This is a genomic window from Hyphococcus flavus (assembly GCF_028748065.1).
Lineage (GTDB): Bacteria > Pseudomonadota > Alphaproteobacteria > Caulobacterales > Parvularculaceae > Hyphococcus > Hyphococcus flavus.
Genome location: NZ_CP118166.1, coordinates 3152764 through 3176745 on the forward strand (window position 1 = coordinate 3152764; position 23982 = coordinate 3176745).

A 23982-nucleotide genomic window follows, 5' to 3' on the forward strand; every position below is an offset into this window, starting at 1 on the left:
CCGTGAAGAAGTACCTATTATGCGGCATCGCCGCGATTGCGCTTGCCGCCTGCGGCGAACAACAGACCGCTTCGAATACGCGCGATCAGCAGAAATCTGAGAACACAACGGTAAAAAACTCCTCGCAAGCCACCGCGCCTGAACTTGGCGACTGGGGCGTCAAACTGGCGGATATGGATACGGAGGCGGACCCGGGCGACGACTTTTACCGGTACGTGAATGGCAAATGGCTGGATACATTCGAAATTCCAGAAGAATTTTCCAGCTACGGATCATTCACCGTTTTGTTCGAACGTTCGGAAGACCGCGTCAAAAAAATCATTGAAGACGCCGCATCAAGCAGCGCGGCACGCGGCTCCAACGAACAAAAGATTGGCGATTATTATAACGCCTATCTGGACGTTGACGCGATCAATGCTGCAGGCTTTTCGCCAGCCGCCGATGACCTCGCCACGATCGCCAGCGCTCAATCTCACGAAGACGTTGCGCGTATCATGGGCACGCCCGGCATGGTCGGTAATTCTCCATTCGGCGCTTTCGTCAATGTCGATTCCAAGCGAACGGATCAGTACATTATTTTTCTCACTCAAGCTGGTCTCGGCATGCCGAACCGCAACTATTATGTAGATGACGGTTTTGCAGACAAGCGCGACCCTTATCGCGCATACATAACGCAGGTCCTGGGTTTCGCCGGCATGGATGACGCTGCGGCAAAAGCGCAAGCCGTTTACGATCTCGAACGTCAGATGGCTGAGGTGCATTGGGAGCCGGCAAAACGGCGCAATCGAGACCTGACCTATAACCTTAAGACCAAAGCACAACTAAAGGCATTTGCACCGGAAGCGCCGTGGGACGTGCTGCTAGAGGCGGCGGGTTTAGGCGATCAGGAAGAATTCGTCATTCGTGAAGACGACGCCATCGCCACTCTTGCGGAGATTTTCGCCGATACGCCGGTTGAGACATGGAAGGCGTACATGACCTTTCATCACCTCAATACCTATTCAGATGTTCTGCCGTCAGAACTGGACGACGCAAGTTTTGCGTTCTTTGGCACAGCCATCCGCGGCACGCCAAAACAGCGTGAACGCTGGAAGCGGGGTGTCGCCTCCATCAACGGCGCCATGGGCGAAGCCGTCGGTCAAATGTATGTGGAGCGACACTTCCCGGCAGCGTCAAAAGAGCAGATGCAGGGCCTTGTCGCCAACCTTAGAACTGCACTCGATGAGCGTCTCGACACGCTTCCTTGGATGAGTGATGAGACGAAAGAACAGGCGCATGAAAAGCTTGCGAAGTTCACACCAAAGATTGGCTATCCTGACAAATGGCGAGATTATACCAATCTTGAAGTGACCGGGAGCGATGCTTTCGCGAACTCTAAACAGGCCGCCATTTATGCATGGAACTGGTCCATCTCACGTCTCGGCGGACCGGTCGACAAGACAGAATGGGGCATGACCCCGCAACGGGTGAATGCATATTATTCTCCGCCGCGAAACGAGATTGTTTTCCCGGCAGCTATTCTTCAGGCCCCGTTTTTTGATCCAAACGCCGACCCGGCCGTAAACTATGGCGGCATTGGCGCCGTCATTGGTCATGAGATCGGTCATGGCTTCGACGATCAGGGGCGCAAGTCCGATGGCGACGGCGTGCTGCGCGACTGGTGGACGTCTGAGGACGCATCCAATTTTCAGGAACTCGCAGATGCTCTTGGCGGGCAATACGCAACTTACGAACCGGTAGATGGATTCTTTGTGGATCCGGAACTCACCATGGGCGAAAACATCGGAGACGTAGGCGGCCTCGCCATGGCCTATCATGCCTATAAACTGTCGTTAAACGGCGAAGAGGCGCCAGTCATTGACGGTTTCACAGGCGATCAGCGGTTTTTCATGGCATGGGCGCAAGTGTGGAAACGCATCGTGCGTGAGGAAGCGTTGAAGAACCAGGTGAAAACCGACCCGCACTCGCCAGCGCAATATCGTGTTAACGGCGTCGTCCGGAATATGGACGCCTGGTACGATGCATTCAACGTGACTGAAGGCGACGATCTTTACCTGCCGCCGGAAGAGCGCGTTCAGATCTGGTAATCTCTACTCCAGGTTGGATATTTCTGGGAACAGCCCCGGCGTGAATGCCGGGGTTTTTCTTTTAGCGCTGCCCGCACGGCTTGGCTGAAAGCGCTCCATAAGACTATAACGCCCCTGATGATGAACAAGGAACAAATCCGCGACGCCTTCAAGCGAGCGCTATTGAGTACGACCCGCGCTCTTTCTGCGCAGAAAGAAGTCGACGTCGCCTTTGGCGGCGATCGAGCGGCTGTTCAGGGAAAGTCAGCCAGAATTCCCCTGCCCGCGCGCGTGCTTGATGAAGCGTCAGCAGCAATCGCCCGCGGGGAAAGCGATGCAGCCGCGCTACGTCTCGCGCATCATGACGCTATCGAGCACCAGCGGCTTATGCCCTCAGGCGCCGACGCAAGGGCTGTGTTTACTGCACTTGAAAACGCCCGCTGCGAGGCGATTGGCGCACGCGCGCTCAAAGGCGTGGGCGACAACCTTGCTGCATCGCTTGAAAAGATGTTTGCCGACAAAGGGTACGACCGGCTGAACGCTAAAGACGCGGCGCCCATGGCGGAAGTTGCAGCCTTGATGTTGCGTGAACGATTGACCGGAAGGCCAGCGCCGAAATCCGCCGCAAGCATCATGGAAGAATGGCAGGCGGAACTTGAAACCAGGGCCGGGACATCTCTCGACGCCCTTGCAGAAGCTGCATCGCTGGATGACCAGGCGGCTTTCGCCGCGCTCGCTCGTGACTTTATTCGAGACCTTGAACTCGATGATAATGACCAGGGCGATCAGGATAGCCCCGATGACAGCGACGGCGAGCAGGATCAGGACCAGCCCGAAAACAACAGCGAAGAAGACGATGATGAAACCGGCGCCGATGAGATGCCGGAAGATCCAGGTTCCGGGGATACGTCGGAAGGCGATGCTGACCTTTCGGAACAGGAACTCGACACAAGTTTTGAAGAAGATGACGGCGCTGCCGAGAACGCCAAAGTCTCTTCCCTGCGCACGCAATTCGAAGGCGATACCGGCGCCGCGTATAAACCCTATACGACGCAGTTCGATGAAATTGCAGAGGCTGAAGATCTTTGTGACGCCGAAGAACTGCAACGTCTGCGGCGATCGCTCGATCGTCAACTGGAAAATCTGCACACGGTAGTCGCGCGGCTGGCCAACAAGCTGCAACGCAAACTGATGGCGCAGCAAAACAGAAGTTGGGCTTTTGACCTTGATGAGGGCGTACTAGACGCTGCCCGCCTTGCACGGGTTGTGGTGGATCCCATGCAACCGCTTTCCTATAAGATGGAGCAGGAGCAAGACTTCCGCGATACCGTGGTCACGCTGCTGATCGATAACTCCGGCTCCATGCGCGGACGCCCCATCACTATCGCTGCGATCTGCGCGGATATTCTGGCGCGCACTTTGGAACGCTGCGGCGTAAAGGTTGAAATCCTCGGCTTTACGACATGCGCATGGAAAGGCGGCAAGTCGCGGGAAAAATGGGTTGACGACGGCCGGCCGGCGAAACCGGGCCGGCTGAACGATCTGCGTCACGTCATTTACAAATCCGCAGACGCGCCATGGCGGCGTGCGCGATCTTCATTAGGCCTGATGATGAAAGAAGGCCTCTTGAAAGAAAATATCGACGGCGAAGCACTGATGTGGGCGCATTCAAGACTACTTGGCCGGCCCGAGGCGCGCCGCATCATGATGGTCATTTCCGACGGCGCGCCGGTGGATGACACGACGTCTTCAGCAAACGGCGGCGCTTATCTTGAACGGCATCTGCGCGAAGTCATCCACTATATAGAAACGCGCTCTTCCATAGAGCTGCTTGCGATCGGGATTGGTCACGATGTCACGCGCTATTACAACCGCGCATTGACTATTGTTGATGTGGATCAGTTGGGTGGCGCAATAATCGATCAACTTGCAGAGTTGTTTGACGAGGAAGCGCAGCGAAGAACAAAAAGGCGCGGGCGCGCGGCTTAGTTTGCACGGGCCGCAAAAATTTCAAAGGCGATGCGGACTTCTTGTTGAACCTGCTCATCTTCCAACCAGGCATCGGCAAGACCCAATCCAAAATCCGTTCGGATCACGTCAGCGCCTCCTGTCGCCACGGCATTGTCGCCATCGATGATCAGATCAAATCTCAAGGTCACTGGCCGTTCATAGGATTTAACCGCAAGCATGCCATTTGCTTCATACTGGCCGTCCCCAAGTTGGCGAATAGACGTCGACTGGAAAATGGCTGTGGGATGACTATCCGTGTTGAACCACTCCTCTCCCGGGATAGTGGAATCCCTTATCGAGTCGCCCGTCATTGCTGACCCGGTCGTCACTGTCACAGTGACAGACGACGCGTTGAGGTCATCCTCAAAAAATACAATGTCAGCGCTGAAATCCTGAAATACGCCGGTAAACTGACGTCCTTTTTCCTCGCCAATGAATTTCAATGAACTACGCTCGTAATCAACAGCCCAATTGCTCTCATTCGATTGCATGGAAGAAACAGAACCCGTGTTTGCGTTCAACGGCGGCGCAAAGCTGTAGACGATACTTCCGGCTATGAGGACGGTGAAAACCGCAGCAACGCCTATCCACTGACTTGCACGAAAGGGCGTCATGCTTTGTAAAACATGATCCTTATTAAGAAAGCGGTGTTTCAACGCTGCGCCCACATGCAGGGCTAGAAGAAACAAAACCCCATAAGCGAAGAGCTCATGAATTTCTTTGAAAAAATCTTCTTTCGTTTCGCTGACGCCAATAGGCAAATGCGGAACGGATATCACCCCGAAAAATTTCGTCGGGATATCAGTCGGCGAGGCTGAGACCATCGCCCAGCCTATTAAAGGCGCGCCGATCATCAAGATATAAAAACCCAAATGGGCGCTGCGTGCGGCGAGCTTTTCCCATGCAGGCATAGCAGCAGGCAGCGCTGGCGGACGGTGGCTGAGACGCCAGCCAAGCCGGAACAGCGAAAGGGCCAGAATGGAAAATCCGAATGATTTGTGAAGTTGGTACAGATCAAACTTGATCGGCGACGCGTAAGGCAGGTTATGCATGTAAAACCCGCCGGCGATCTGCCCGAGAATCAACAGTGCGATCACCCAGTGAAGGATGATCGCAACCGAACTGTAACGAGCCTCACTCAAGACGCTTACTCGTCAGCCGGCATGGTGAATTCTGACTCAATAATAATCTCAACCTCATCGCTGACGGCGGGGATGGCGTATGTCATGCCGAATTCCGACCGCTTCACCGTACCTATAGCTGAAAAGCCGAGCTTATAAACATTACTGCGTTCCTCATAGGCGCCTTTGTTGAACTGAACGTCCAGAGTCACTGGTTTGCTAACGCCTTTGATGGTCAGGTCGCCTGTCATCGTACCTTCGGTATCGCTCATTCGGTTAAGCGATGTGCTTTCGAACGTGATCTCCGGATGGTTCGCCGTATCAAAAAACCGCTCGCCCTGCAGGTGACCGTCAAAAACATCGACGCCCGAGTCCACCGAAGTCGCATCAATCGTGACGCTGAGTGACGAATCCTCCGGGTTTTCCGCATCCCAATCGAGTACGGCATCCCAATCACGCCAGCGCACCCATGGCCGCGAGTACCCCTGATGCATGTAGGAAAATGTAATATAACGATGGCGTTCCTCAGATCGGTACTCTCCAGACGGCGCACCGAAATCCGCTGCTTCCGAAACACCCGATGCGGGCTGTTCACTCCCGCCTGACTGGCCGTTCGCCGCCTGACCGCATCCAGCCACAACCAGAGCCGCTGCTGTAGAGGCGGCAATCATGTTCACTCTCATTTTAAGTCCTTTACAGTAATCGAGGGTTCTCAAGCAGCATTTATTTTATTCCATGCCAATTACAGCAACCATTCACAGGCATGTGAATACCTCAATAATAAGAAACGATTTGCGCCATGTCCGGTCGTCCGCGCTCCTTAGGCTCTTCTTTTGCGGTTCCGATATAGACAAAACCAGCAATGCGTTCGTCATCACCCAATTGCAGAGCATCTCCGACTGCCTCATCAAACGAATACCATTCTGTAAGCCATTGGGCGCCAAACCCGTACGCTGACGTCGCAATCAAAAGATTTTGGCAGACAGCGCCGCAGGATAAGATTTGTTCCCATTCCGGCGTGCGGTGCGCTTTGTTCACACTGGACACCACGCCAATAACGACTGGTGCGCGCAGAAACCTGTCCCCCTCGAAGGCGGCTTTCTCATCGCCTGCGTCGGGCTCATTCATTCTGAAGACTTTCTCCAGAACATCGCCGAACTTCCTCCGGGCGTCATTCTGGAAGACGATGAAGCGAAAGGGTGTGACACGGCGATGATCCGGTACGCGCGCCGCAATCTCCAAAAGATCAGCCAGTGTGTCGGCGTCAGGTCCAGGCTCGCCAAGACACCCTGCCGTCGTGGAGCGGCGCAACCGCAGCAACGATAATGTGTCTGTATTCGGATGCGCTGACGGAAGAACATCGCCAAGATCAGGCTTTTTCAAAATACTTCTCCTCTTTGGGCGCTAACCCTTGGCAAAGGATTTACGCCTGATATGGAGATAGACGGTGAGCGCCCCCGACCTCAAGGGCGGTGCTGATAAATATAGAAACCACAGGAAACGCGAGTTATGGCCGGGGCTATCGCCGCATCAGCAGACGGATTTCTGGACCGGCTCAAGGCAGGCCGCCTGCCCGCGTCGGCAAGCGCCGTTACGCTTGACCAGGCAGGCATGACGGTGCGCGATCTCGCGGCGTTGTTCGAAAGCCAATTAATCAGCCGGCGTCTCGACCTGGAGGCGCGCAGACTTGGCGCCGAAAAGCGCGGCTTTTATTCCATCGGCTCATCGGGGCATGAAGGCAACGCCGCCGTCGCGCGAACATTTCGCGTCGATGATATGGCGTTTCTGCATTATCGCAGCGGCGCTTTTTATATCGAACGGGCGGCAAAGGTTCCTGGTGAAACGCCTGTCTGGAACATGGCGCTCTCTTTTGTTGCATCGTCTGAAGATCCCATATCCGGCGGGCGGCACAAGGTTATCGGATCAAAACCGCTCTTCATTCCGCCCCAGACATCGACGATTGCTTCACATCTGCCGAAGGCCATGGGCACGGCTTTTTCGATTGCTTTAGCGCGCACGCAAAAGAAACACGATGCAGAACTGCCGCATGACAGTGTTGTGCTGTGCAGTTTCGGCGATGCATCCGCCAATCATTCAACTGCAGTCGGCGCCATTAACGCTGCTGCACACACCGGCTATCGCGGCCTGCCCTTGCCGCTTGTTTTCATTTGCGAAGACAACGGCATCGGCATCTCCGTCAAAACACCTGAAGGATGGATCGCGGCCAATTACGGCAATCGCCCCGGCCTGCGTTATATTTACGGTGACGCGCGCGACCCCGTCGACGCCATGCGCGCCGCACGCGAGGCCGAACGCTGCGCCAGAGGCTCACGCAAACCTGTCTTCCTGCATCTGCGCACCGTACGTTTGATGGGCCATGCAGGCTCCGATCTGGAAAGCGGTTATCGGGATCGCGCCGAGATCGATTCAGAAGCCGATCAGGACCCGTTGTTGCATGGAGCACGCCGGCTCATTGAGACGGGCGCCATGTCTCTTGAAGATATTGAAGCATTGTACACGGATATATCGGGACGCGTGCGGCGCGCCATGGAACTGGCGACCACTCGCCCGAAACTGACGAGCGCCAGCGCCGTCACTCAGTCACTCACGCCGCCGCACCGCCCTCGCCGCTCGCTCCGGCCCGGAAGACTGCAGCCCAAGGCGCCAGACGAGACGCGCGCCAAATCAGAGCCTCAGCATATGTCTCGCCTGATCTCGCTGGCGCTTGCCGAGCAGATGGAACGGGATGCTAATGTCGTCGTGTTCGGCGAAGATGTCGGCAAAAAAGGCGGCGTTTACGGCGCGAGCGTAAAGCTGCAACCGAAATTCGGGCCGGCACGGGTTTTTGACAGCATTCTCGACGAACAATCCATCCTCGGCATGGGAATAGGGCTTGCCCATAACGGCTTTTTGCCCGTCCCGGAAATTCAGTTCCTCGCCTATGTGCATAACGCCGAAGACCAGCTTCGCGGCGAAGCGGCATCACTGTCTTTTTTCTCAAAAGGGCAATACGCAAACTCGATGGTCGTGCGTATCGCCGGGCTTGCCTATCAGAAAGGATTTGGCGGGCATTTTCATAATGACAATTCCGTCGCCGTGTTCCGCGATATACCCGGCATTGTCCTCGCATGCCCTTCGAGCGGCGCTGAAGCCGTTAAAATGATGCGAGAGGCGTTTCGGCTGGCGCGAGAGGAAGGCCGGGTTGTCGTCTTTCTCGAACCGATCGCGCTTTATGGAACCAAAGACCTTCACGATGACGGCGACGGCAAGATGACGGCTGTATTCAATGATATCGAAGGCAGCGCAGCATTCGATACTATCAATGCAATTGGCGATGGCGAAGATCTCGCTATTATCACCTACGGCAATGGGACGTATCTTTCTCAGCGCGCGTCAAAAACCCTTGCACAGAACGGCGTCAAGGTGCGCATTATCGATTTACGCTGGCTTACGCCTCTGCCAATCGATTCCATGATCGATGCGCTCGGCCCCTGCAAGAATGTTTTGATCGTCGACGAGTGCCGCAAGACCGGATCGCCGAGCGAGGAAATCATTACCGCATTCAGCGACCGCAATCTGACTTTGAATATTTCCCGCGTTACCGGCCTCGATACATTTATCCCGCTCGGTCCCGCCGCGAACGAAGTGCTGGTAAGCGAAAACAATATTGTTGAGGCGGCAATGGCCCTTACCTGTGCGGCCAAAAAGAAGGCGGCGGAATAATGAAAAAATCCGCTGTTGTTATTTTTCCTGGCCGGGGAACCTATGGCAAAGACGAACTCGGCTACCTTTCCCGCTATCATCCAGACAAGGCTGACTTCATCGCGGGCGTCGACCGCTGGCGCGAAGAAAACAGCCGCGAGAGTGTATCATCGCTCGACAATGCAAAAACTTATTCCGCCGCAAAACACGCTTCCAGCATCAATGCATCGCCGCTGATATACACATGCGCGCTCGCTGATTTCGCAACGATCAATCGCGACGAATTCGACATCGTTGCCGTCTGCGGCAACTCGCTCGGCTGGTATCTAACGCTCGCCGCTGCTGGCGCCTTGGGCGAGGACGGCGGCATCCGCGTTGTGGATACCATGGGTTCCCTCATGGAATCGGAAGGGGTCGGCGGACAACTAATCTATCCTTTCGTAGATGCCGACTGGCGTTCGTCGCGGGAAAATGAGCGCGCCATTGGAGAGGCGCTTCATGCTGGCCGCACCGAAGGCAATGCGTACCTATCAATCCGGCTTGGCGGCATGGCGGTGCTTGCCGGTGATGACGCAGGCATGGCGGCCATGGAAAAATCACTACCGCAAGCAGAAGAACGCTATCCGTTCAAATTGGCGCGCCATGCAGCGTTTCACACGCCTTTGCTAGAACATGTCTCAGTAAAAGCGTTTGATACGCTTGGCGCTGACCTTTTCCACGCCCCTTCGATACCGATGATTGACGGACGCGGCGCAGTCTGGACATCGCACGCGACAGATGTTGACGCGCTTTATCAGTACACGTTCGGTCATCAGATTGTTGAGACGTATGATTTTTCGAAATCAATCGAGGTGGCGATAAAGGAATTCGCGCCGGACAAATTGATCCTTGCCGGACCTGGCGCAACGCTTGGCGCACCAATCGCACAGGAACTGATCCGCCACCAATGGCTCGGTCTATCGTCGAAAGCGGATTTTTCAGCGATGCAGAAAGACGATCCGTTCCTGATCGCCATGGGCCGTGATGACCAGCGAAAGCTGGCGATTTAGCTTTAGTTCGCTTCCATACTATCCGGGTCGATGCCAAGCGCCTCCATACGTTGGCGCCATCGTTTACGCGCCAGCGCTTGCATATCTTCGACCTTGTCGAATTCATCCGTAATTTCGAGACCAATCAGCGTCTCAACAACATCCTCCAGCGTGACAAGGCCCTGCAGTGTTCCATATTCATCGACCAGAATGGCGATGTGGCTTTTTTCGTGCATCAACTTGTCAAAAACATCGGAGGCTGAAAAATTGTCGAGCAGCGCCAGGCAGTCTCGACGAAAATCTGATAACGGCCGGTCGAACTCGTCCTTCGCCTGCGCCATCAACAGATCCGCTCTCAAGACAAATCCGGTGACATCGTCCGTGTTTGAGCCATAGATGGGAATGCGCGAAAACTGCTTGGTCGCGTGATCTGAAAAATATGTTTGTACAGTCATGCTGGCCGGCGCTGAAAAAATAACTGCGCGCGGCGTCATGATGTCTCGAGCCGACAAGCGTTGCAGCCGCATCAGGTTAGAAACGATTTTTTGTTCTTTGGCCTGCAACAGCCCTTCTTTCTCGCCAATCTCCGCCATGGCTTCAATTTCATCGCGGCTGAAAGTGAACACTTTTTTCCCGGACCGGGACATCAACCGCGTCAACCGTTCAGACAGCCAAACAAATGGCAGCAACATGTTGGTAAGCAATTCGATCATGGGCGCCATGACCGGCGCTAGACCCCGCCAATGCGTGGCGCCAAGCGTCTTTGGAATAATCTCGGAGAAAACCAGAATTAGTAGCGTCAGAACCGCAGAGGTCACGCCCACATAGGCGCTGCCGAACACTATCGCTGATTGCGCGCCAACGCCGGCGGCGCCAACCGTATGCGCAATAGTGTTCGCGGTGAGGATCGCCGCCAGGGGCCGGTCGAGATTGCCGCGCAAGCGTTTGAGTGACTTCGCTCCGCGCGCGCCTTTACGTTCAAGCGTTGCAACATACGAAGGCCGCACAGACAAGATGACTGCTTCTGATATGGAACAAAAGAACGAGACCAGGATGGCGAGGAGAAGATAAAAGATCAGGAGGGTCAATGTGAGCAGCCGAGTGTCTGACGGTGTGTTGGATAATCAGTAGCTTTATTTTGCAGGCAGGAAAAGGTTCGCCGTTGAACTTCAATCGGGCGCAAAGTATCAGCGGGGCGAGCGCCGCGCCATGTCATGCTTTCGGGGTCAAACTCTAGGCCTGCTGGAAATTGAATAGAGTGATGTCGTAAACAGCCACAAGCAAAGCGACAGGATAAAGCCGCGCTGAAAAAGCCCGATCATAGGGTGCTCAAGCGCCCCTGCTCCCATCATGTAGAATGACCAGGCCATGCCGGCGCATGCCAATATCCCGAATATGAGCGGCGCCGCGCGCTTTGCACTCCAGAGTGCGGAAATTCCGATCCATAAGGCTGCCAGAAACGCAAGGATAAACGCCCCAAACGCCGTCCAGTTGTGAATGACCTGAGACTGGCTTCCCTCGAACGGACATCCGGCGTCACATTGAAATAATCCCGCCGCAACAAAACCTGCGCCCGAGAGGATCAGCAACAGGGCGCCAATAATAGTGAAATGATTGAAATGAACCCTCTTCAAAAAGCCGAAGCCAAAAAGGACTATCCCTAGGCCAAAAGGAATAATGCCAATCAAGTTCATATACACCGCATAAGGAGCGTCCACTGCCGCCAGCTCTGAGATAAACTGCGACCGCATATCATAGCCCGGGGTTATCATCCCCACCGTCACAATCATGACGACGAAAAGAACGCTGGCGATCAAGCCAGACCATCTGACAAGTTGATTGAACACTTTCCCTACTCCTCGCCGATATGCTTTAGCGTCTCCGGCTTCAATACTGTAATGACGCCCGCTTTTTGGCGAACGAGGCCTTCGCTCTCCCACAGCTTCAACTGGCGATTGACGTTTTCTCGCATCAAACCCGCATGGGCGCCGAGATTGCCCTGGCTCAGCTTCATGTCGATACAGAGCGAACCGTCATCATCCACATGACCGTAATATTCGCCAAGGCGCAGAAGCGCGCGCGCGAGACGCGGCGCCGCCGGCAAGGTCGCAATATCTTCCAGAAGGAAATTTGTGTGACGTAACCGCGTACACAACGCAGCGATAATCTGCAGCGCGACGCCATGATTGCGCTCAAGAAAATCGAGGACGTCGCGCCGATAAAGTCGTAAAGCTCGCGTTTCCTGAAGCGCGCTCGCCGCCGCCGACCTTGCGCCGCCGTCGAAGACGCCCATTTCGCCAAGCACTTCGTTTTCGCCCATGAAGGCAAGAACTGTTTCCTTGCCGGCGTCGGAATAGCTCGAGATTTTCACGCGGCCCGACAGGATGATATAGAGACAGTCGCTTTCGTCGCCTTGCGAGAATATCTGTTTGCGCGCGCCAAACACGACAGACTGGGCCGCATCAAGCAAGCCTTTTAGTTTTTCGTCGGTCAGGGCCTCAAAAAAGGGATGCCTTTTCAGCTCCCAGATGAGACTGGCCGTCGCAGCAGTTTTTCCGTTCGCCCCGGACACCCTTATTCTCCCGTATCAGGCGGGTCCTTGAGCAGGTTCTAGCGGAAATTTCCACGATTGTCGCGCCGCAACGAAAAAAGCGGCGCGCTAAATAGCGCGCCGCAGTTTGCAATAGCGGACCGGAACGGGGCGTGTCCCGGCCCCCAGGAGGGTATCGGCTAGCGGGTGGCCGTGAAAATGCTCGAAACACCAAGAGCCGCATTCATGCCGATAAATCCGATAAGAATGACTTCAATAACGCCCATGGTTCTCTCCCGTTTCTCGCGCCGGTCTCTCCCGACCGCCGATGATCAGAGAATGGCGGAGATTGAGATTTCGCGCTGTGATGGGCGTCACAGGCTGGCGCGATATCTTATATGGACGCTGATTCACGGCATTTATTGTAAAAAATCGGCGCCTCCATCCCCCAGGCTGGAAGCGCCGATTAAGTGTGGGACCGGAGCGGGGCGATGCCCCGGTCCCGCTTGGGAACTGTTTGCCTATCGAGCCAGAGTGAAAAGGCTTGAAACGCCGAGGGCTGCGTTGATGCCGATGAAACCGACCAGGATCACTTCGATAACGCCCATGATGTTTCTCCTCTTTCTCTTTCGGTCTCTCCCGACCGCCGATGTTTGGAATTTAGAACGCCTCCCTTTTTTGCGCTGTGATGGCCGTCACACCTTGGGTTCTTTTATATAACTAATTGATTTTACTATATAAAACGGCGCGCCGCTGATAGCGGCGCGCCGTGGTCTCCCCCTGCATTGGCGCAACGCGAGGGCCTGGCGTTGCGTTTACCGGCTGACCGTGAAGAGGCTGGAGGCGCCAAGGGCGGCATTGAGGCCGATGAAACCGACGAGGATGATTTCGATGATACCCATTGTCTTTCTCCTGTTTCTTCCGGCTTGTCGTTTTCCGACCGCCGATGAGAGAAAGATAGCCAAAGGCCCGATTTCAGGCTGTGATGCCCGTCACAGGCGTGGCGAATTCGTTAAAAAAGTCTGAATTTGCCCGAAAGACATCGCCGGAACGGCTATTTCAATAATAATTACAGTGGGTTAGAAAATTTCCGCCTAGGCTGAATGGCGCTTTGCCTCAGCCCGCTCACAGAAAATATCGAGCGCCGCGTCGAGACCGAAGGTATTTCCCTGTCTGCAGGCGTTGAAATGGTCGAGGGCGGCAAAGGCTTCACCCTCCTCAAGGGCTACGACACCGGCTTCAAACGAACGGCGGAATGACTGGAAATCGGACCTGGCCGCAACAGTTTCATCGCCGACCAATGCGAAGATCACCGTAGCGTCCGTGCGCCCTTTAACCGTAAAGGCGCCGAGCGGTACGGCAGCGAAATCCGGGATGCGGTCGCGAGTCTCGTCCGACATGATGATCGGCACTCCATATTGCTTGGTAAGGGACTCGAGACGAGAGGTGAGGTTCACCATATCGCCAAGCATGGAATATTCGAGGTGATCTTCTGAGCCAAAGTTGCCGACGCGCGCTTCGGCCGTATGCAGACCGATGCCGATTTTGATTTCCGGCACGGGAAGCTGTTTCTTCGAACGCCACATCTGATTAAGTTTTTCGAGCGACTGCAGCATTTGCAATGATGCGCGCGCCGCCTGTTCGGGGTGATTGTCCACATCGATCGGCGCATTCCACATAGCGGCAAGACCGTCACCCATATATTTGTCAACGAGCCCTTTGTGTTCGGTGACAATACGTGTCATCGGCGTGAAATACTGGTTCAACAACGTCGTCACATCAGGCGGAGACATTTGTTCCGAGATCGACGTAAAGCCGCGTATGTCAGAGAAGAACGCCGTGATCTCGCGCGACTCACCTTCAAGCTTCAACAGGCTCGGATCACGTTCTAGACGATCGAGAATGAGCGGCGACAAGAACTTGCCGAAAGCACCGCGAATAAATTTTCTTGCAATCTGCTCCTGCTGGAACATGACAACAAATGCGCCCATGAACGCAGACGTGACAACGAGCCCGGGCGATACCGGATCGATCAGCATGCGCGACGCGCTGAACGCAAGATACGTACCGGCGAAAACCGCCAGCGTCATGATCAGCCAGATCGTAAAGCCAATTGCCGCCGACATCCGCGGCAAAATAATCAGCAGGATGACTGTCACCAAAATGGCGGCGCCGATCTCAATCGGGCGCATCAGATCCCAGGCGCGGAACAGCGTGTCGCCGGAAAGCGCTTGCTCAATAACTTCCGCATGGATGTGCACGCCCGGGCGCTCATCGCCAAGCGGCGTGATGAGCACATCGCGCAACCCTTCAGCCGAGGCGCCAATCATCACGACACGCCCCTTCACAGCGTCCCTTAAGGAAGCCGCATCATTCTCAAGAACGTCAACCACAGAAAGACGCCGCTTGGCGACACTGTCAGGTTTCGAATAATGCACCCAAAGCTGGCCGTCTTCGGTGGTCGGAAAACGCAACCGGCAAAGCACAACTTCTGACACCGACTGTCCGGCGATCCCGGTCACGTGTGCGCGGCAGGCGCCGTTTTCGGCGGCGCGAACAAATTCCGGCGGCGCAAAAGATGGATCCAGTTTCGGCGCGCCAACTCGCAATGCTTCGAGCGCGAGGCTAGGATAAATCTCTGTTCCATCACAGGCGAGCGCAATCAGCGGTACGCTGCGGACGATGGCGTCATCGGAAAGCGCGGCGCGGGCAAAACCCTCACCACTCGCCGCCGAACGAAAAATCGGTAGCGGCGGAACAACCTGACGGAAGCTTGGCGCTACACGCGCAAGGTCCTGCGCCCGCATGCCTTGTACGCGGGAGGCTTCGAGCGCTGGTGGACAAGTTCCCGTTGACGCACCTGCTCGCGCCGTCAAATGCATCACCGTTGGCGCGGCGGCAAGCGATGCCGCAAGCCGCGCATCATGATCGACAGCCGTCAAATCTGAACCTGAAAGCTCAGAGACGATTGGCGAAAGCACCGGCGAATCAACCCAACTGCCAGAGACGAGATTCGGACTGGTCCTGTCTGGTTCGGCGAAGATAACGTCGAAAACGATAACCGCAGCGTCTGCAGCGTTGAGTTTATCGACGATGTCGGCAAAGCGATGGCGCGGCCACGGCCACTGCCCGTATTTTTCGAGCGCCGCATCATCTATCTCAACGATCTTGACCGGATCCTGGTCATAAGTACGCGGCGCCAAACGCTGATACTGATCAAACAACCGGTCGCGCGCGACATTTACCAGTCCGGGCTGTTGAAAGATGACGGCGAGCGCCAAAGCAGCGCCGATCAGGCCGGCGATACGTGGTCCGAAAAAACTGCGCCCGCCCATCATCAGCTTACGGGTTTGGGACCGTTAGTGGCATGCCTTCGATCTCCCCCCGGCCCTGACCGCCTGCGGCCGTAAAGTTGAAATAGAGGTCAGCCGTTTCGCCAGCGCCGACCTGGGCGCCGTCCCGCAGCAACAACAGCATCGACGTAATATTGTTTCCGCTGAAGTCAGATCCGTCAAAACCGAAAACACCAACGCCGGACGCTGCATCGTCAAAGCTGACCGCATTCAACATCTCGGTAAAATTGACATTCTGCATTGAACTAAAGAGCGTCACGTCCACTGAAACATAAGACGACCCGCCGCCTAACGTTCGGTTCGCGAAATTGATATCTATTGACGCTTCAGCATCCCCAAATCCGAATTCTGTTGGTGTCTGCAGATTTGCAAAGCTGTCCGCAGGACCGTCCGACGTGCCGTCGTAAAAGAAAGTCCCTGTTCCTAGCGCGCCAGCTTGCGCCTCCAGGCCAGCAATCGTGGATATCACATTGCTGCCTGCGCGGTTTTGGTTGAACAAAAATAAATCACTGTAGAGATGGTTCCCGCCTTCATCTGCAAGGATAGATGCAATGCTAGCGCCCAGCCCTTCAATATTCTCAAAAATCGCCTGCCCTTTCAGCAAGTCAGGGTTACTGCTAAGCGGCCCCAACGGATAAAACGCGAGGCCGAAGAGCCCGCTGTCAATTGACGCCGTTTGATCAAGCGAGATGTACGTTGTTGACACCTGGCCGCCAATCGTCGGATCGGATTCAGCCGTCACGGCGATGAAGGAATTACCGCCGCCCACGGTCCGGTTGTCGAAGTTAACTTCAATCTGGGCAAAAGATACGCCGCTCAAGAATTGCGGGCTGCCCAGCGTTGATATCACGCGATCGCCGCTGCCGCTCAAGGTCGATGTCCCTGATGACATGACGCCGGCAAGCTCATTCGTCGTGGCGGCAAAACCCAGATCAGAGTCAAAAAACGCCAACTGGCCCTCGCCGGGCAAGAATTCGAGATCAGAGGCGGCGCCGAGAGCAATATAGGTAACTCCCTGACCGTCCTCAGCGCTTACATCGATATCAACGTCAGCCGTCACCGTATCGCCAACGCCCTGACGGATGGTGAATGTGAACATCTCTGTCAGGAAGACAGCAAGATCGTTGTCGCCGTTCGCAAACGGCACGCCGTAGCTTTGCAGGACAGCTGCCAGATACGCGTTCTCAATCTCATCCGGCACGTTGAAATCAAAGTCATCAACGGTGAGATCGTTTGGATCGGATACGGAGAAATCCAGCTTGATAAATGAAGCTAACGCTTCAGGCGCGACCGTTCGGTTCGACCAGTCCACATGAATCTGGATCAGCGCCACACCCTCGTCCTGCAGGGTCTGACCTGAACCATCGTCTGTGAACAACTGCGCCGGCGCGAGGGCAAGAATGTGTCCGTCACCTGCGGCCTGCCTGCCGGCGAAGTCATCCAGCACGTCCAGCGGCAGGATTTCACCAACGTCGATCGTCATTGGCGGTGGGTCCATGGGATCCATCGGATCTTGAGGATCCTGCGGATCGTCTTCTTCGTCGTCAAACGGCTGTTCCGGTTTCTGCTCGGTCTGCTCGTCGGAACCATCGTTTCGGTCTTCAGAATTCTGCTTGTTTGTCTCCGCTTCCTGTGCGCCCTGGCCAGAATCCCCAAGCGCGTTACCGGCATATTCGAGTGCTGTGCCATCACCCTCAGGGACGACCGGCACAAACGCCTGGTAAATACGGCGCAAGAGTTCCGGATCTGCGCGGAAAGGTTCGGACACGCCGTCAGGACCAATGCGCACGGCGAATCCCGGTCTCTTCAGAACCGCCTCGATTGCATCGCGATTGTCGTCGGTCCAGAATTGAACAAGCCCTTTAGGTGCGAGGCCGGTATTGTCGCGAACAGGCCCCTCAAGAAGCGCGTAAACAACGCCGTCAATCTCAGCGAGGATGACGTTCGTGCCGCGCACCCCCATGGTGACGCCGGTCTCTTGAATTTCGACTTCTGTTGCACCCGGTTCAGTGTCGCGGCCAGAGGAGAATCGAAACCCACCGCGGAAAAAGTTGACGACCCGCCGCCTACCGGCGCCGCGCGCATCAAAAAATTCGCTGATCTGCGATTCCGAATTCGGCGAAAACGTATATGTGCTCCAGTCGCAGAGCTTTAGCTGCATGTGCGAGTCGTCGCCGGTGCTGACCGTGTCGCCGCTGAACATGTCCGCGCCGCTTGCGGGCCGGAAAAGACCGTCGGCGTTTTGTCTGTCGACATTCACCAACGGGCCGACAACGGCTGTGGCGTTGCCCGCTTTTGGATCATCCGTATTGCGATCAAAACATTCTGCGGCCTGCGCCAATGACGGGGCAAGGGACAACACTGCCGCCGACGCGGCGATTTTCAGGGCGCTCATATATCTGTTGCGTGACATGTTATCCCCCTAAAACGCGAACCGTTTGGACAGCAGCAATGCTGTCTTGTGCGTCTTGTAATCGAAATTCAAAAGATTTGAGTCGACCGTCTCGTACTCATACTGAGCGATGATATTGATATCCTTGATGCCCTCGGGCGCGCCGGGGAAGAACAAAGACAATGGCGCGCCGACAGTGGCGCGCGCGCGATAAAGCCATTCTTCTCTGACCGTCGATGGGCTGACAAACGCATCAACGCCGTCATACTCAGACCGTTCCGCCCACGCGCCAAGCAATGTGAAGGCGCCACGGCCTATCAGCCAGCTATGCTGAACATTAGCGCCATAACGTTCGTATGACTCACATCCCGAAGGAGCAGAAGGCGTTAGCGCCGCCGAACAAGAAGCAATTCCTTTCTTGTCCATATAAAGCCCTTCGACGGAAACCGTTTGCGTTGTGCTTAACCGCCACGCCGTGCCCGCGCGCGTACTAAGGCGCCGCCCTGAGCGTAATGCGCCAGAGCCAAAATTCGTCGTGGCGCGGAAGTCTTCATCTTCGCCGCGGAAAGAAACATAGGAACGGGTTTTGGGATTCCAGCGGTAGGCGATTTCCAGCTCACCGCCATAGGTCGCAAGATAGTCTTCACCCTCGAGCCAGTAAAACCCGCCGCGCAAACGCGGCGTGAATGACCAGTTGCCGGAATACCAGGTGCCGCCAAGCGCTATTGTCGTAGCGTCAAGATCAAGCCTGTCCACTTCATGCTTGTCGGAATGATAGTAGGTGGCTTCCGCATGTAGCGTATGACCTTCCTGCGTCCCAAGGTCATGAACAAGCCGTCCTTGTGCGGATAATACATAAGCCCAATCGCCGTCGCGCGCCTCAGCCGGTAAGTTGCCCAAGAAAGACTGTACCATGCCGCTCGACGGCGCCTGGTTGCGGTTGCGGTCCCAATCGATCCCTGTGGTCAGCGTCAGCGACCCGCGCGTCTGGCGTTGTTCGTACTTTATCCGGTTGAGATAAGTCTCAGCTTCCGCGCGAAGTGGCGCCGGCAACATGTTGCTATCAAGCGCGAGCTCAAGTTCGTAACGCGCGCGATCAAAAAGCCCGAGGCGGTAAAGAACAAGGCCATAGAGAACGCGCACGTCATGCATGGCCGGATCGATCAACAAAATCCGCTCAAGCGTGGCGCCAGCTTCCTTCAAGTCGCCAGCCGCGATTTGCTGACGTGCATAAGCGATGTTGAGTTGAATGTTCTCCGGCGCAGCAAGAACCTGCTCAAACGGTATGGTGATCGCTGTGCGATCAGCCCTCTCCGCCTCACGCCGCTGGTTTTCGAGCAAATCCCGTTCAATCGCTTCACGCGCCGACTCTTCCGGCTCCTGCGCGAGTGCGGCGGAACTTAAGACCAACAATGATAACGCTGATCCGGCCCAATATTTTACCGGCATATCTCTCGCCCCTCGACATTGTGCGCAACGCAAATGCGGAAAAAATCACCGCACCGCAACAAACGCAAAAACCCCAGTCCCAAGCTGATGAACGCTGTCATGCGCTCAGCTATGCAATTTTCAGTCTTAACTCGACTATGCCCTTTGACACTCTTTACTAGCAACTCTTTTTTAGCTTCGCTGAAGAGGTTTATTTGTAATAAAACTGACGCGTTTACACGGCTTAGCGATGCAAAAAGAGCTGATAAATCAGGAAATAATGGGTCAGGTGATGAACCATCTGATCGAGACCGAAAGGAATCCAGAACGACTGTTTTGTCATGTCTGTAAACCGGCCCAGCATGAACGGGCTCGACTTGATACGATCCATCGCGAAATGCGCGGTAAAATCGATCAGCGCAAGGACCCATAAATCCTTGTTGACCACCATGACGATGGCCAATGTTGTTAGCGCGTGCACAAAAACATGGACCGTTAACGGAAGAATATACCCAAGACCCACCTTGGTCTTGCCGTTCACCATCCATCCGGTCTGCAAGATGTAATCGCCGATCAGTTGTTTTACCTGAAACACAATGAGCATCAGGAAAATGAACTGAACGTCAGATAATCCAGCAAAATCCATACTTTACCGCTCCCCCCGCAATCGGCGCCTTAGCGGGATCCGCCTTATTCTAAGCGCACTTAAATTGCGTGCCGCTCCCCCTTGTTGCGGAGAACGCGCACAGATTGCATGGCAATCTGCCCCGCCCGCCACAGATCAAAAGGTTACGCTTATATCTCTTCCAGATGCAAGGAGCCGTTAAACATAATTTGTTAGTAAAAAATGCTGTTTTTAGAGTGAGAAGCTTCAGTTTTAACGGATCAAAAGATTCATCGGGCGGAAGAACAATCATCGTTTATTTAAGCCGATTTTGCAGGATTGTTCGCGTTTCAAAGCTGGATCGCTTTAACTTTATTTTGTATGACGATTAAGAGGGTGACCCGGGGGTTTAGTTGGATAGCGTAAAGATCGCCATTGTGGGATCTGGACCCGCCGGCTTGAGCGCAGCCGGCCGCGCGTCCGCTCGCGGTGTTTCTCATGTGCTGTTAGAAAAAACCGGCCACCTGTCCGACACGATCTTCAAGTATCAGCGCGGCAAATACATCATGTCGACGCCGGATCAGTTACCGTTACGTTCCGATATCGCCTTCGAAGCCGGGTCGCGTGAAAGCATCATTAATCGCTGGGACAAAGATGCGGATACGCTGAACGTCAATGTCCGGTTGAATTCCGAAGTGACCGCAATCCAGGGCTCGCGCGGAAACTTTCAAATCAGCCTAGCTGACGGCGCGACCATTAAGGCTGAGTACGTTGTTCTCGCCGTTGGTGTTCAGGGCAATCCTAACAAACTCAATAATCCGGGTACCGATCAGCCTTTTGTTCAGTATCAGCTGGACGACCCCAAAGAATATTACGATGAAAACATTATTGTCATCGGCGGCGGCGACGCCGGCATCGAAAACGCCCTTGGCCTCGCGGACCCAAGGCAGGGCAATATCGTCACATTGCTGCAACGCGCGGACGGATTTCCCCGGTCCAAAGAAGCAAATGTTCAAGCGCTTTATTCGGCTCGGGATCAAGGCCGCCTCGACTTTATCACTGAAGCTTCGCTAATCCGTGTTGAACAAGGCGGCTCCGGTGAGAGCTTGTGGGTGGCGGTCGTCGACACCAAAGACGGTGAAGCACGCCTCCCCTGCGACCGGATCATCGCACGCCTTGGCGCCGCACCGCCGCGCCGGTTTGTCGAAGCTGCTGGCGTGCAATTCACCGGGCCCGACCGCGAAGCTTTCCCTGTGCTCACGCCGCAATATGAAAGCACGGTGCCCGGTCTATATATAATCGGCGCGCTTGCTGGCTTTCCGCTGATCAAGCACTGCATGAATCAGGGTCATGATGTCGTTGAATTCATATCCGGCAACACGGAATTACAACCGCCGGATACGCCCCTGCTTGAGGAACTGTTCAAAGACGCCCCCGTTAAACGTAGCGTCGATGACTGGATTGTTTACATCCGTGATCGCATCGAACTTTTGAATGATGTTTCGCCCTTGCAGATGCGCGAATTTTTGTTGGCGTCGCAAGTGCACTACAAAAGACGCGGCGACGTCATTATGAACCGCAACGATATCGGTTCGTCGATATTCGCCATCATCGATGGAACTGTAGCCGTCGAGGTTGATCCGAAAAATCGCAATAAAACGATCCCTATTCACGCCGGAAATATTTTCGGCGAGCTGGGACTGATTTCCGGGCGGCGTCGCACCGCGACCGTGCGCGCAGATGAGCCGGTGATGATTCTGGAAATCCCGCGTAATGCGACGCTGAAACTGATGGCGTCGGTGCCCGGCGTAAAACGGCGCATGGACCGGATCTCTACAGAACGGCAAGTCGGACAGATTTTCGGACAACTGCTTCCCGCTTCGGCAGTTGCTGAGATTGTCGATAATGCAGAGATTTTACCGCTGAAAGCCGGTGACGCATTCATCAACGAAGGCGAACGGTCCACAGACATTTTCATTATTCGATCCGGCAGCGCCGTTGTCGAAAAACGAATTGGCAACAAGGACGTCTTTTTGTCTTACGTGCTCGCCGGCAACTATGTCGGCGAGATGTCGCTGTTCTACGATGGTTTACGCACGGCGACAGTGCGCGCCGCTATAAAGTCAGAAGTCGTGCGCCTGCCCGGTGAAATGTTCGAACGGTTATTGAACAACAACCCGGACCTTTACCGCGCAGTCGAACGACTTGTCGCCAGCCGTCGCAAGGTCAACGATTATATTGAAGCCAAACGCGAAAGCTTTTCATCTGTCGTCGACATGCACACCTCGGTTGCGCGGTTTCTACTGGAAGAAGAAGGCCTTTCAGAAGCAACCGATGCGCTCGTCATTGATGAAACGCTCTGTGTTGGATGCGACAATTGCGAGAAAGCGTGCGCCGACATTCATGAAGGCATTTCACGGCTTGATCGCGAAGCCGGTAATTCATACGCCTATATTCACGTCCCGACGTCGTGCCGCCACTGCGAACATCCTCACTGCATGACCGATTGTCCGCCAGACGCCATTCACCGCGGCCCCGACGGCGAAGTCTTTATCGATGAAAAATGCATCGGATGCGGCAACTGCCAGCGTTATTGCCCTTACGGGGTTATTCAGATGGCGGCGATCCCGCCAAAAAAACCGAGCCTTTTGTCGTGGCTGACTTTCGGTCTTGGCCCTGGTCCCGGCGAACCGGATCAGGATTGGATCAAAGACAACCAGAAAAACGACAATCCGCCGAAACTCGCGGTGAAGTGCGATATGTGCGCCGGCATCAAGGGCGGACCTGCTTGCGTTCGCGCCTGTCCTACCGGCGCCGCAGTACGCATTTCGCCTGACGAATACCTTTCCCTTGCCGGCGAGGCTCAGGAGTAGAGATGCCGGGCAACACACATATGCGCTCAAGCGATCTGCCCATCTCTCACGAAGGGTTTTTGGAACATAAAAGGTTCCGGTATCTCAAACTCTCGCTTGTGATCATTCTCGCCAGCGTGATTGTCTATTTCGTCGCCGATGTCGGCGCTCGACACAATGGCGGCACCTGGCTCGGCTATGTCCTCGGCACGATTTCAGCGCTGCTGATTGTCTGGCTGATGTTTCTCGGCATTCGCAAACGCGCGGCAACGCCCGGCAAATGGAATCTAAAGGGGTGGACGTCTGCACACGTCTATCTCGGTTCATCGCTTTTAGTACTGGCGACTCTGCACACCGGCTTCCAGTTTGGCTTGAATGTTCACACGCTTGCCTACGCGCTGATGGTGATTGTCATCGTTTCCGGCTTTTTCGGCATCTATTACTACGCCGTGGTTCCGCGCCGGATGAGCGATAATCGCGCCCATCGCACACAGAAAGATTTGCTCGACGCGATCAGGGCCCTCAACCGCGAACTGACCGAAGCGGCGCAACCGCTCGATCCGAAATATGTGAAAGAGGTCAAGCGCGCAATTCGGAAAACAAAAATCAAACCGGGATTATTCACGCCGATTTCCGGCGCTCAAAAACAATGCGCTACCACAAAAGCCGCCAAACGCCTGCGCCGCGCCATGGATACGGCTGACGAAAGCATGCGCAGACCGCTGGAAACCGTCGTCGCTATCTTGGAGCGCAAGTCGGCGCTGCTGCTTCGCACGCGCCGGCACATCCGCAACAAGACGCTTTTGCAGTTATGGCTGTATTTCCATGTGCCGCTTTCATTTGCGCTGCTTGCAGCACTGATGGCGCACATCATTTCCGTCTTTTTCTATTGGTGA

At 55.1% G+C, this 23982-nt stretch carries 17 protein-coding genes; 7 read left to right on the forward strand and 10 right to left on the reverse strand.

The annotated features are described in order from the left end of the window. Nucleotides 1–2: 2 nt before the first annotated feature. Both PUV54_RS15150 and cobT read left to right on the forward strand, forming a co-directional pair. Entirely contained in the window at nucleotides 3–2087 is a 2085-nt protein-coding gene (locus PUV54_RS15150) for a M13 family metallopeptidase (protein WP_274493141.1), read from the forward strand. A 117-nt stretch (nucleotides 2088–2204) separates the two neighbouring features. After that, complete coding sequence (gene cobT, locus PUV54_RS15155; RefSeq protein ID WP_274493143.1) at nucleotides 2205–4055, forward strand: cobaltochelatase subunit CobT; 1851 nt, start codon at nucleotides 2205–2207, stop codon at nucleotides 4053–4055. On the opposite strand, the gene PUV54_RS15160 is transcribed toward cobT, so the two are convergent. The 3 genes from PUV54_RS15160 to PUV54_RS15170 all read right to left on the reverse strand — a co-directional run bounded on the left by PUV54_RS15160 (nucleotide 4052) and on the right by PUV54_RS15170 (nucleotide 6580). Next, the gene (locus tag PUV54_RS15160; RefSeq protein ID WP_274493144.1) at nucleotides 4052–5218 is read right to left on the reverse strand and encodes a cytochrome b/b6 domain-containing protein; all 1167 of its coding nucleotides are present in this window, start codon (nucleotides 5216–5218) and stop codon (nucleotides 4052–4054) included. The genes cobT and PUV54_RS15160 overlap by 4 nt on opposite strands. Before the next feature lie 5 nt (nucleotides 5219–5223). Then, nucleotides 5224–5880 (reverse strand): YceI family protein, encoded by a 657-nt coding sequence (locus tag PUV54_RS15165; RefSeq protein WP_274493145.1) that lies wholly within the window; start codon nucleotides 5878–5880, stop codon nucleotides 5224–5226. A gap of 91 nt (nucleotides 5881–5971) precedes the next feature. Next, a complete protein-coding gene (locus tag PUV54_RS15170; protein WP_274493147.1) occupies nucleotides 5972–6580 on the reverse strand; it encodes a nitroreductase family protein in 609 nt (202 codons plus the stop codon). Nucleotides 6581–6706: 126 nt separating this feature from the next. Between PUV54_RS15170 and PUV54_RS15175 the strand changes: the two genes are divergently transcribed. Both PUV54_RS15175 and PUV54_RS15180 read left to right on the forward strand, forming a co-directional pair. Continuing rightward, nucleotides 6707–8920, forward strand: a complete 2214-nt coding sequence (locus PUV54_RS15175) for a thiamine pyrophosphate-dependent enzyme (protein WP_274493149.1) — start codon at nucleotides 6707–6709, stop codon at nucleotides 8918–8920. Next, nucleotides 8920–9948 carry a hypothetical protein gene (locus PUV54_RS15180; RefSeq protein WP_274493150.1) on the forward strand — a complete coding sequence of 343 codons (1029 nt, stop codon included), beginning with the start codon at nucleotides 8920–8922 and terminating at the stop codon, nucleotides 9946–9948. Before PUV54_RS15175 ends, PUV54_RS15180 begins: the two co-directional genes overlap by 1 nt. A 2-nt stretch (nucleotides 9949–9950) precedes the next feature. Here PUV54_RS15180 and PUV54_RS15185 read toward each other — a convergent pair whose 3' ends face one another. From PUV54_RS15185 to PUV54_RS15195, 3 genes are all read right to left on the reverse strand, one after another. Next, nucleotides 9951–11015: a hemolysin family protein gene (locus PUV54_RS15185; RefSeq protein WP_274493151.1), complete on the reverse strand. Its 1065-nt coding sequence runs from the start codon at nucleotides 11013–11015 to the stop codon at nucleotides 9951–9953. Between the two features lie 138 nt (nucleotides 11016–11153). Continuing rightward, nucleotides 11154–11774, reverse strand: a complete 621-nt coding sequence (locus tag PUV54_RS15190) for a DUF998 domain-containing protein (RefSeq protein WP_274493152.1) — start codon at nucleotides 11772–11774, stop codon at nucleotides 11154–11156. 5 nt (nucleotides 11775–11779) lie between these two features. Continuing rightward, the gene (locus tag PUV54_RS15195; protein ID WP_274493153.1) at nucleotides 11780–12499 is read right to left on the reverse strand and encodes a Crp/Fnr family transcriptional regulator; all 720 of its coding nucleotides are present in this window, start codon (nucleotides 12497–12499) and stop codon (nucleotides 11780–11782) included. 767 nt (nucleotides 12500–13266) lie between these two features. On the opposite strand from PUV54_RS15195, the gene PUV54_RS15200 reads away from it, so the two are divergent. After that, nucleotides 13267–13407, forward strand: coding sequence for a hypothetical protein (locus tag PUV54_RS15200; RefSeq protein WP_274493154.1), 141 nt, complete (start codon nucleotides 13267–13269; stop codon nucleotides 13405–13407). A 144-nt stretch (nucleotides 13408–13551) separates the two neighbouring features. Here PUV54_RS15200 and PUV54_RS15205 read toward each other — a convergent pair whose 3' ends face one another. From PUV54_RS15205 to PUV54_RS15220, 4 genes are all read right to left on the reverse strand, one after another. Continuing rightward, a complete protein-coding gene (locus PUV54_RS15205; RefSeq protein WP_274493156.1) occupies nucleotides 13552–15792 on the reverse strand; it encodes a CHASE2 domain-containing protein in 2241 nt (746 codons plus the stop codon). A 7-nt stretch (nucleotides 15793–15799) separates the two neighbouring features. Then, nucleotides 15800–18223, reverse strand: a complete 2424-nt coding sequence (locus tag PUV54_RS15210; RefSeq protein WP_274493157.1) for a FecR domain-containing protein — start codon at nucleotides 18221–18223, stop codon at nucleotides 15800–15802. A 9-nt stretch (nucleotides 18224–18232) separates the two neighbouring features. Then, nucleotides 18233–19651, reverse strand: coding sequence for a hypothetical protein (locus tag PUV54_RS15215; RefSeq protein ID WP_274493158.1), 1419 nt, complete (start codon nucleotides 19649–19651; stop codon nucleotides 18233–18235). Nucleotides 19652–19874: 223 nt separating this feature from the next. Beyond that, on the reverse strand, nucleotides 19875–20276 hold the full coding sequence (locus tag PUV54_RS15220; protein ID WP_274493159.1) for a DUF3307 domain-containing protein: 402 nt from the start codon (nucleotides 20274–20276) through the stop codon (nucleotides 19875–19877). Nucleotides 20277–20647: 371 nt separating this feature from the next. Between PUV54_RS15220 and PUV54_RS15225 the strand changes: the two genes are divergently transcribed. After that, nucleotides 20648–23107 (forward strand): NAD(P)-binding domain-containing protein, encoded by a 2460-nt coding sequence (locus PUV54_RS15225; RefSeq protein ID WP_274493160.1) that lies wholly within the window; start codon nucleotides 20648–20650, stop codon nucleotides 23105–23107. Between the two features lie 2 nt (nucleotides 23108–23109). Then, nucleotides 23110–23982, forward strand: coding sequence for a hypothetical protein (locus PUV54_RS15230; protein WP_274493161.1), 873 nt, complete (start codon nucleotides 23110–23112; stop codon nucleotides 23980–23982).

Bases quoted from the DNA above. Each gene is read 5' to 3' on its own strand.
- PUV54_RS15205 (WP_274493156.1), bottom strand. From the start codon at position 15,792: ATGGGCGGGCGCAGTTTTTTCGGACCACGTATCGCCGGCCTGATCGGC.
- PUV54_RS15210 (WP_274493157.1), bottom strand. From the start codon at position 18,223: ATGTCACGCAACAGATATATGAGCGCCCTGAAAATCGCCGCGTCGGCG.
- cobT (WP_274493143.1), top strand. From the start codon at position 2,205: ATGATGAACAAGGAACAAATCCGCGACGCCTTCAAGCGAGCGCTATTG.
- PUV54_RS15165 (WP_274493145.1), bottom strand. From the start codon at position 5,880: ATGAGAGTGAACATGATTGCCGCCTCTACAGCAGCGGCTCTGGTTGTG.
- PUV54_RS15215 (WP_274493158.1), bottom strand. From the start codon at position 19,651: ATGCCGGTAAAATATTGGGCCGGATCAGCGTTATCATTGTTGGTCTTA.
- PUV54_RS15180 (WP_274493150.1), top strand. From the start codon at position 8,920: ATGAAAAAATCCGCTGTTGTTATTTTTCCTGGCCGGGGAACCTATGGC.
- PUV54_RS15230 (WP_274493161.1), top strand. From the start codon at position 23,110: ATGCCGGGCAACACACATATGCGCTCAAGCGATCTGCCCATCTCTCAC.
- PUV54_RS15175 (WP_274493149.1), top strand. From the start codon at position 6,707: ATGGCCGGGGCTATCGCCGCATCAGCAGACGGATTTCTGGACCGGCTC.
- PUV54_RS15220 (WP_274493159.1), bottom strand. From the start codon at position 20,276: ATGGATTTTGCTGGATTATCTGACGTTCAGTTCATTTTCCTGATGCTC.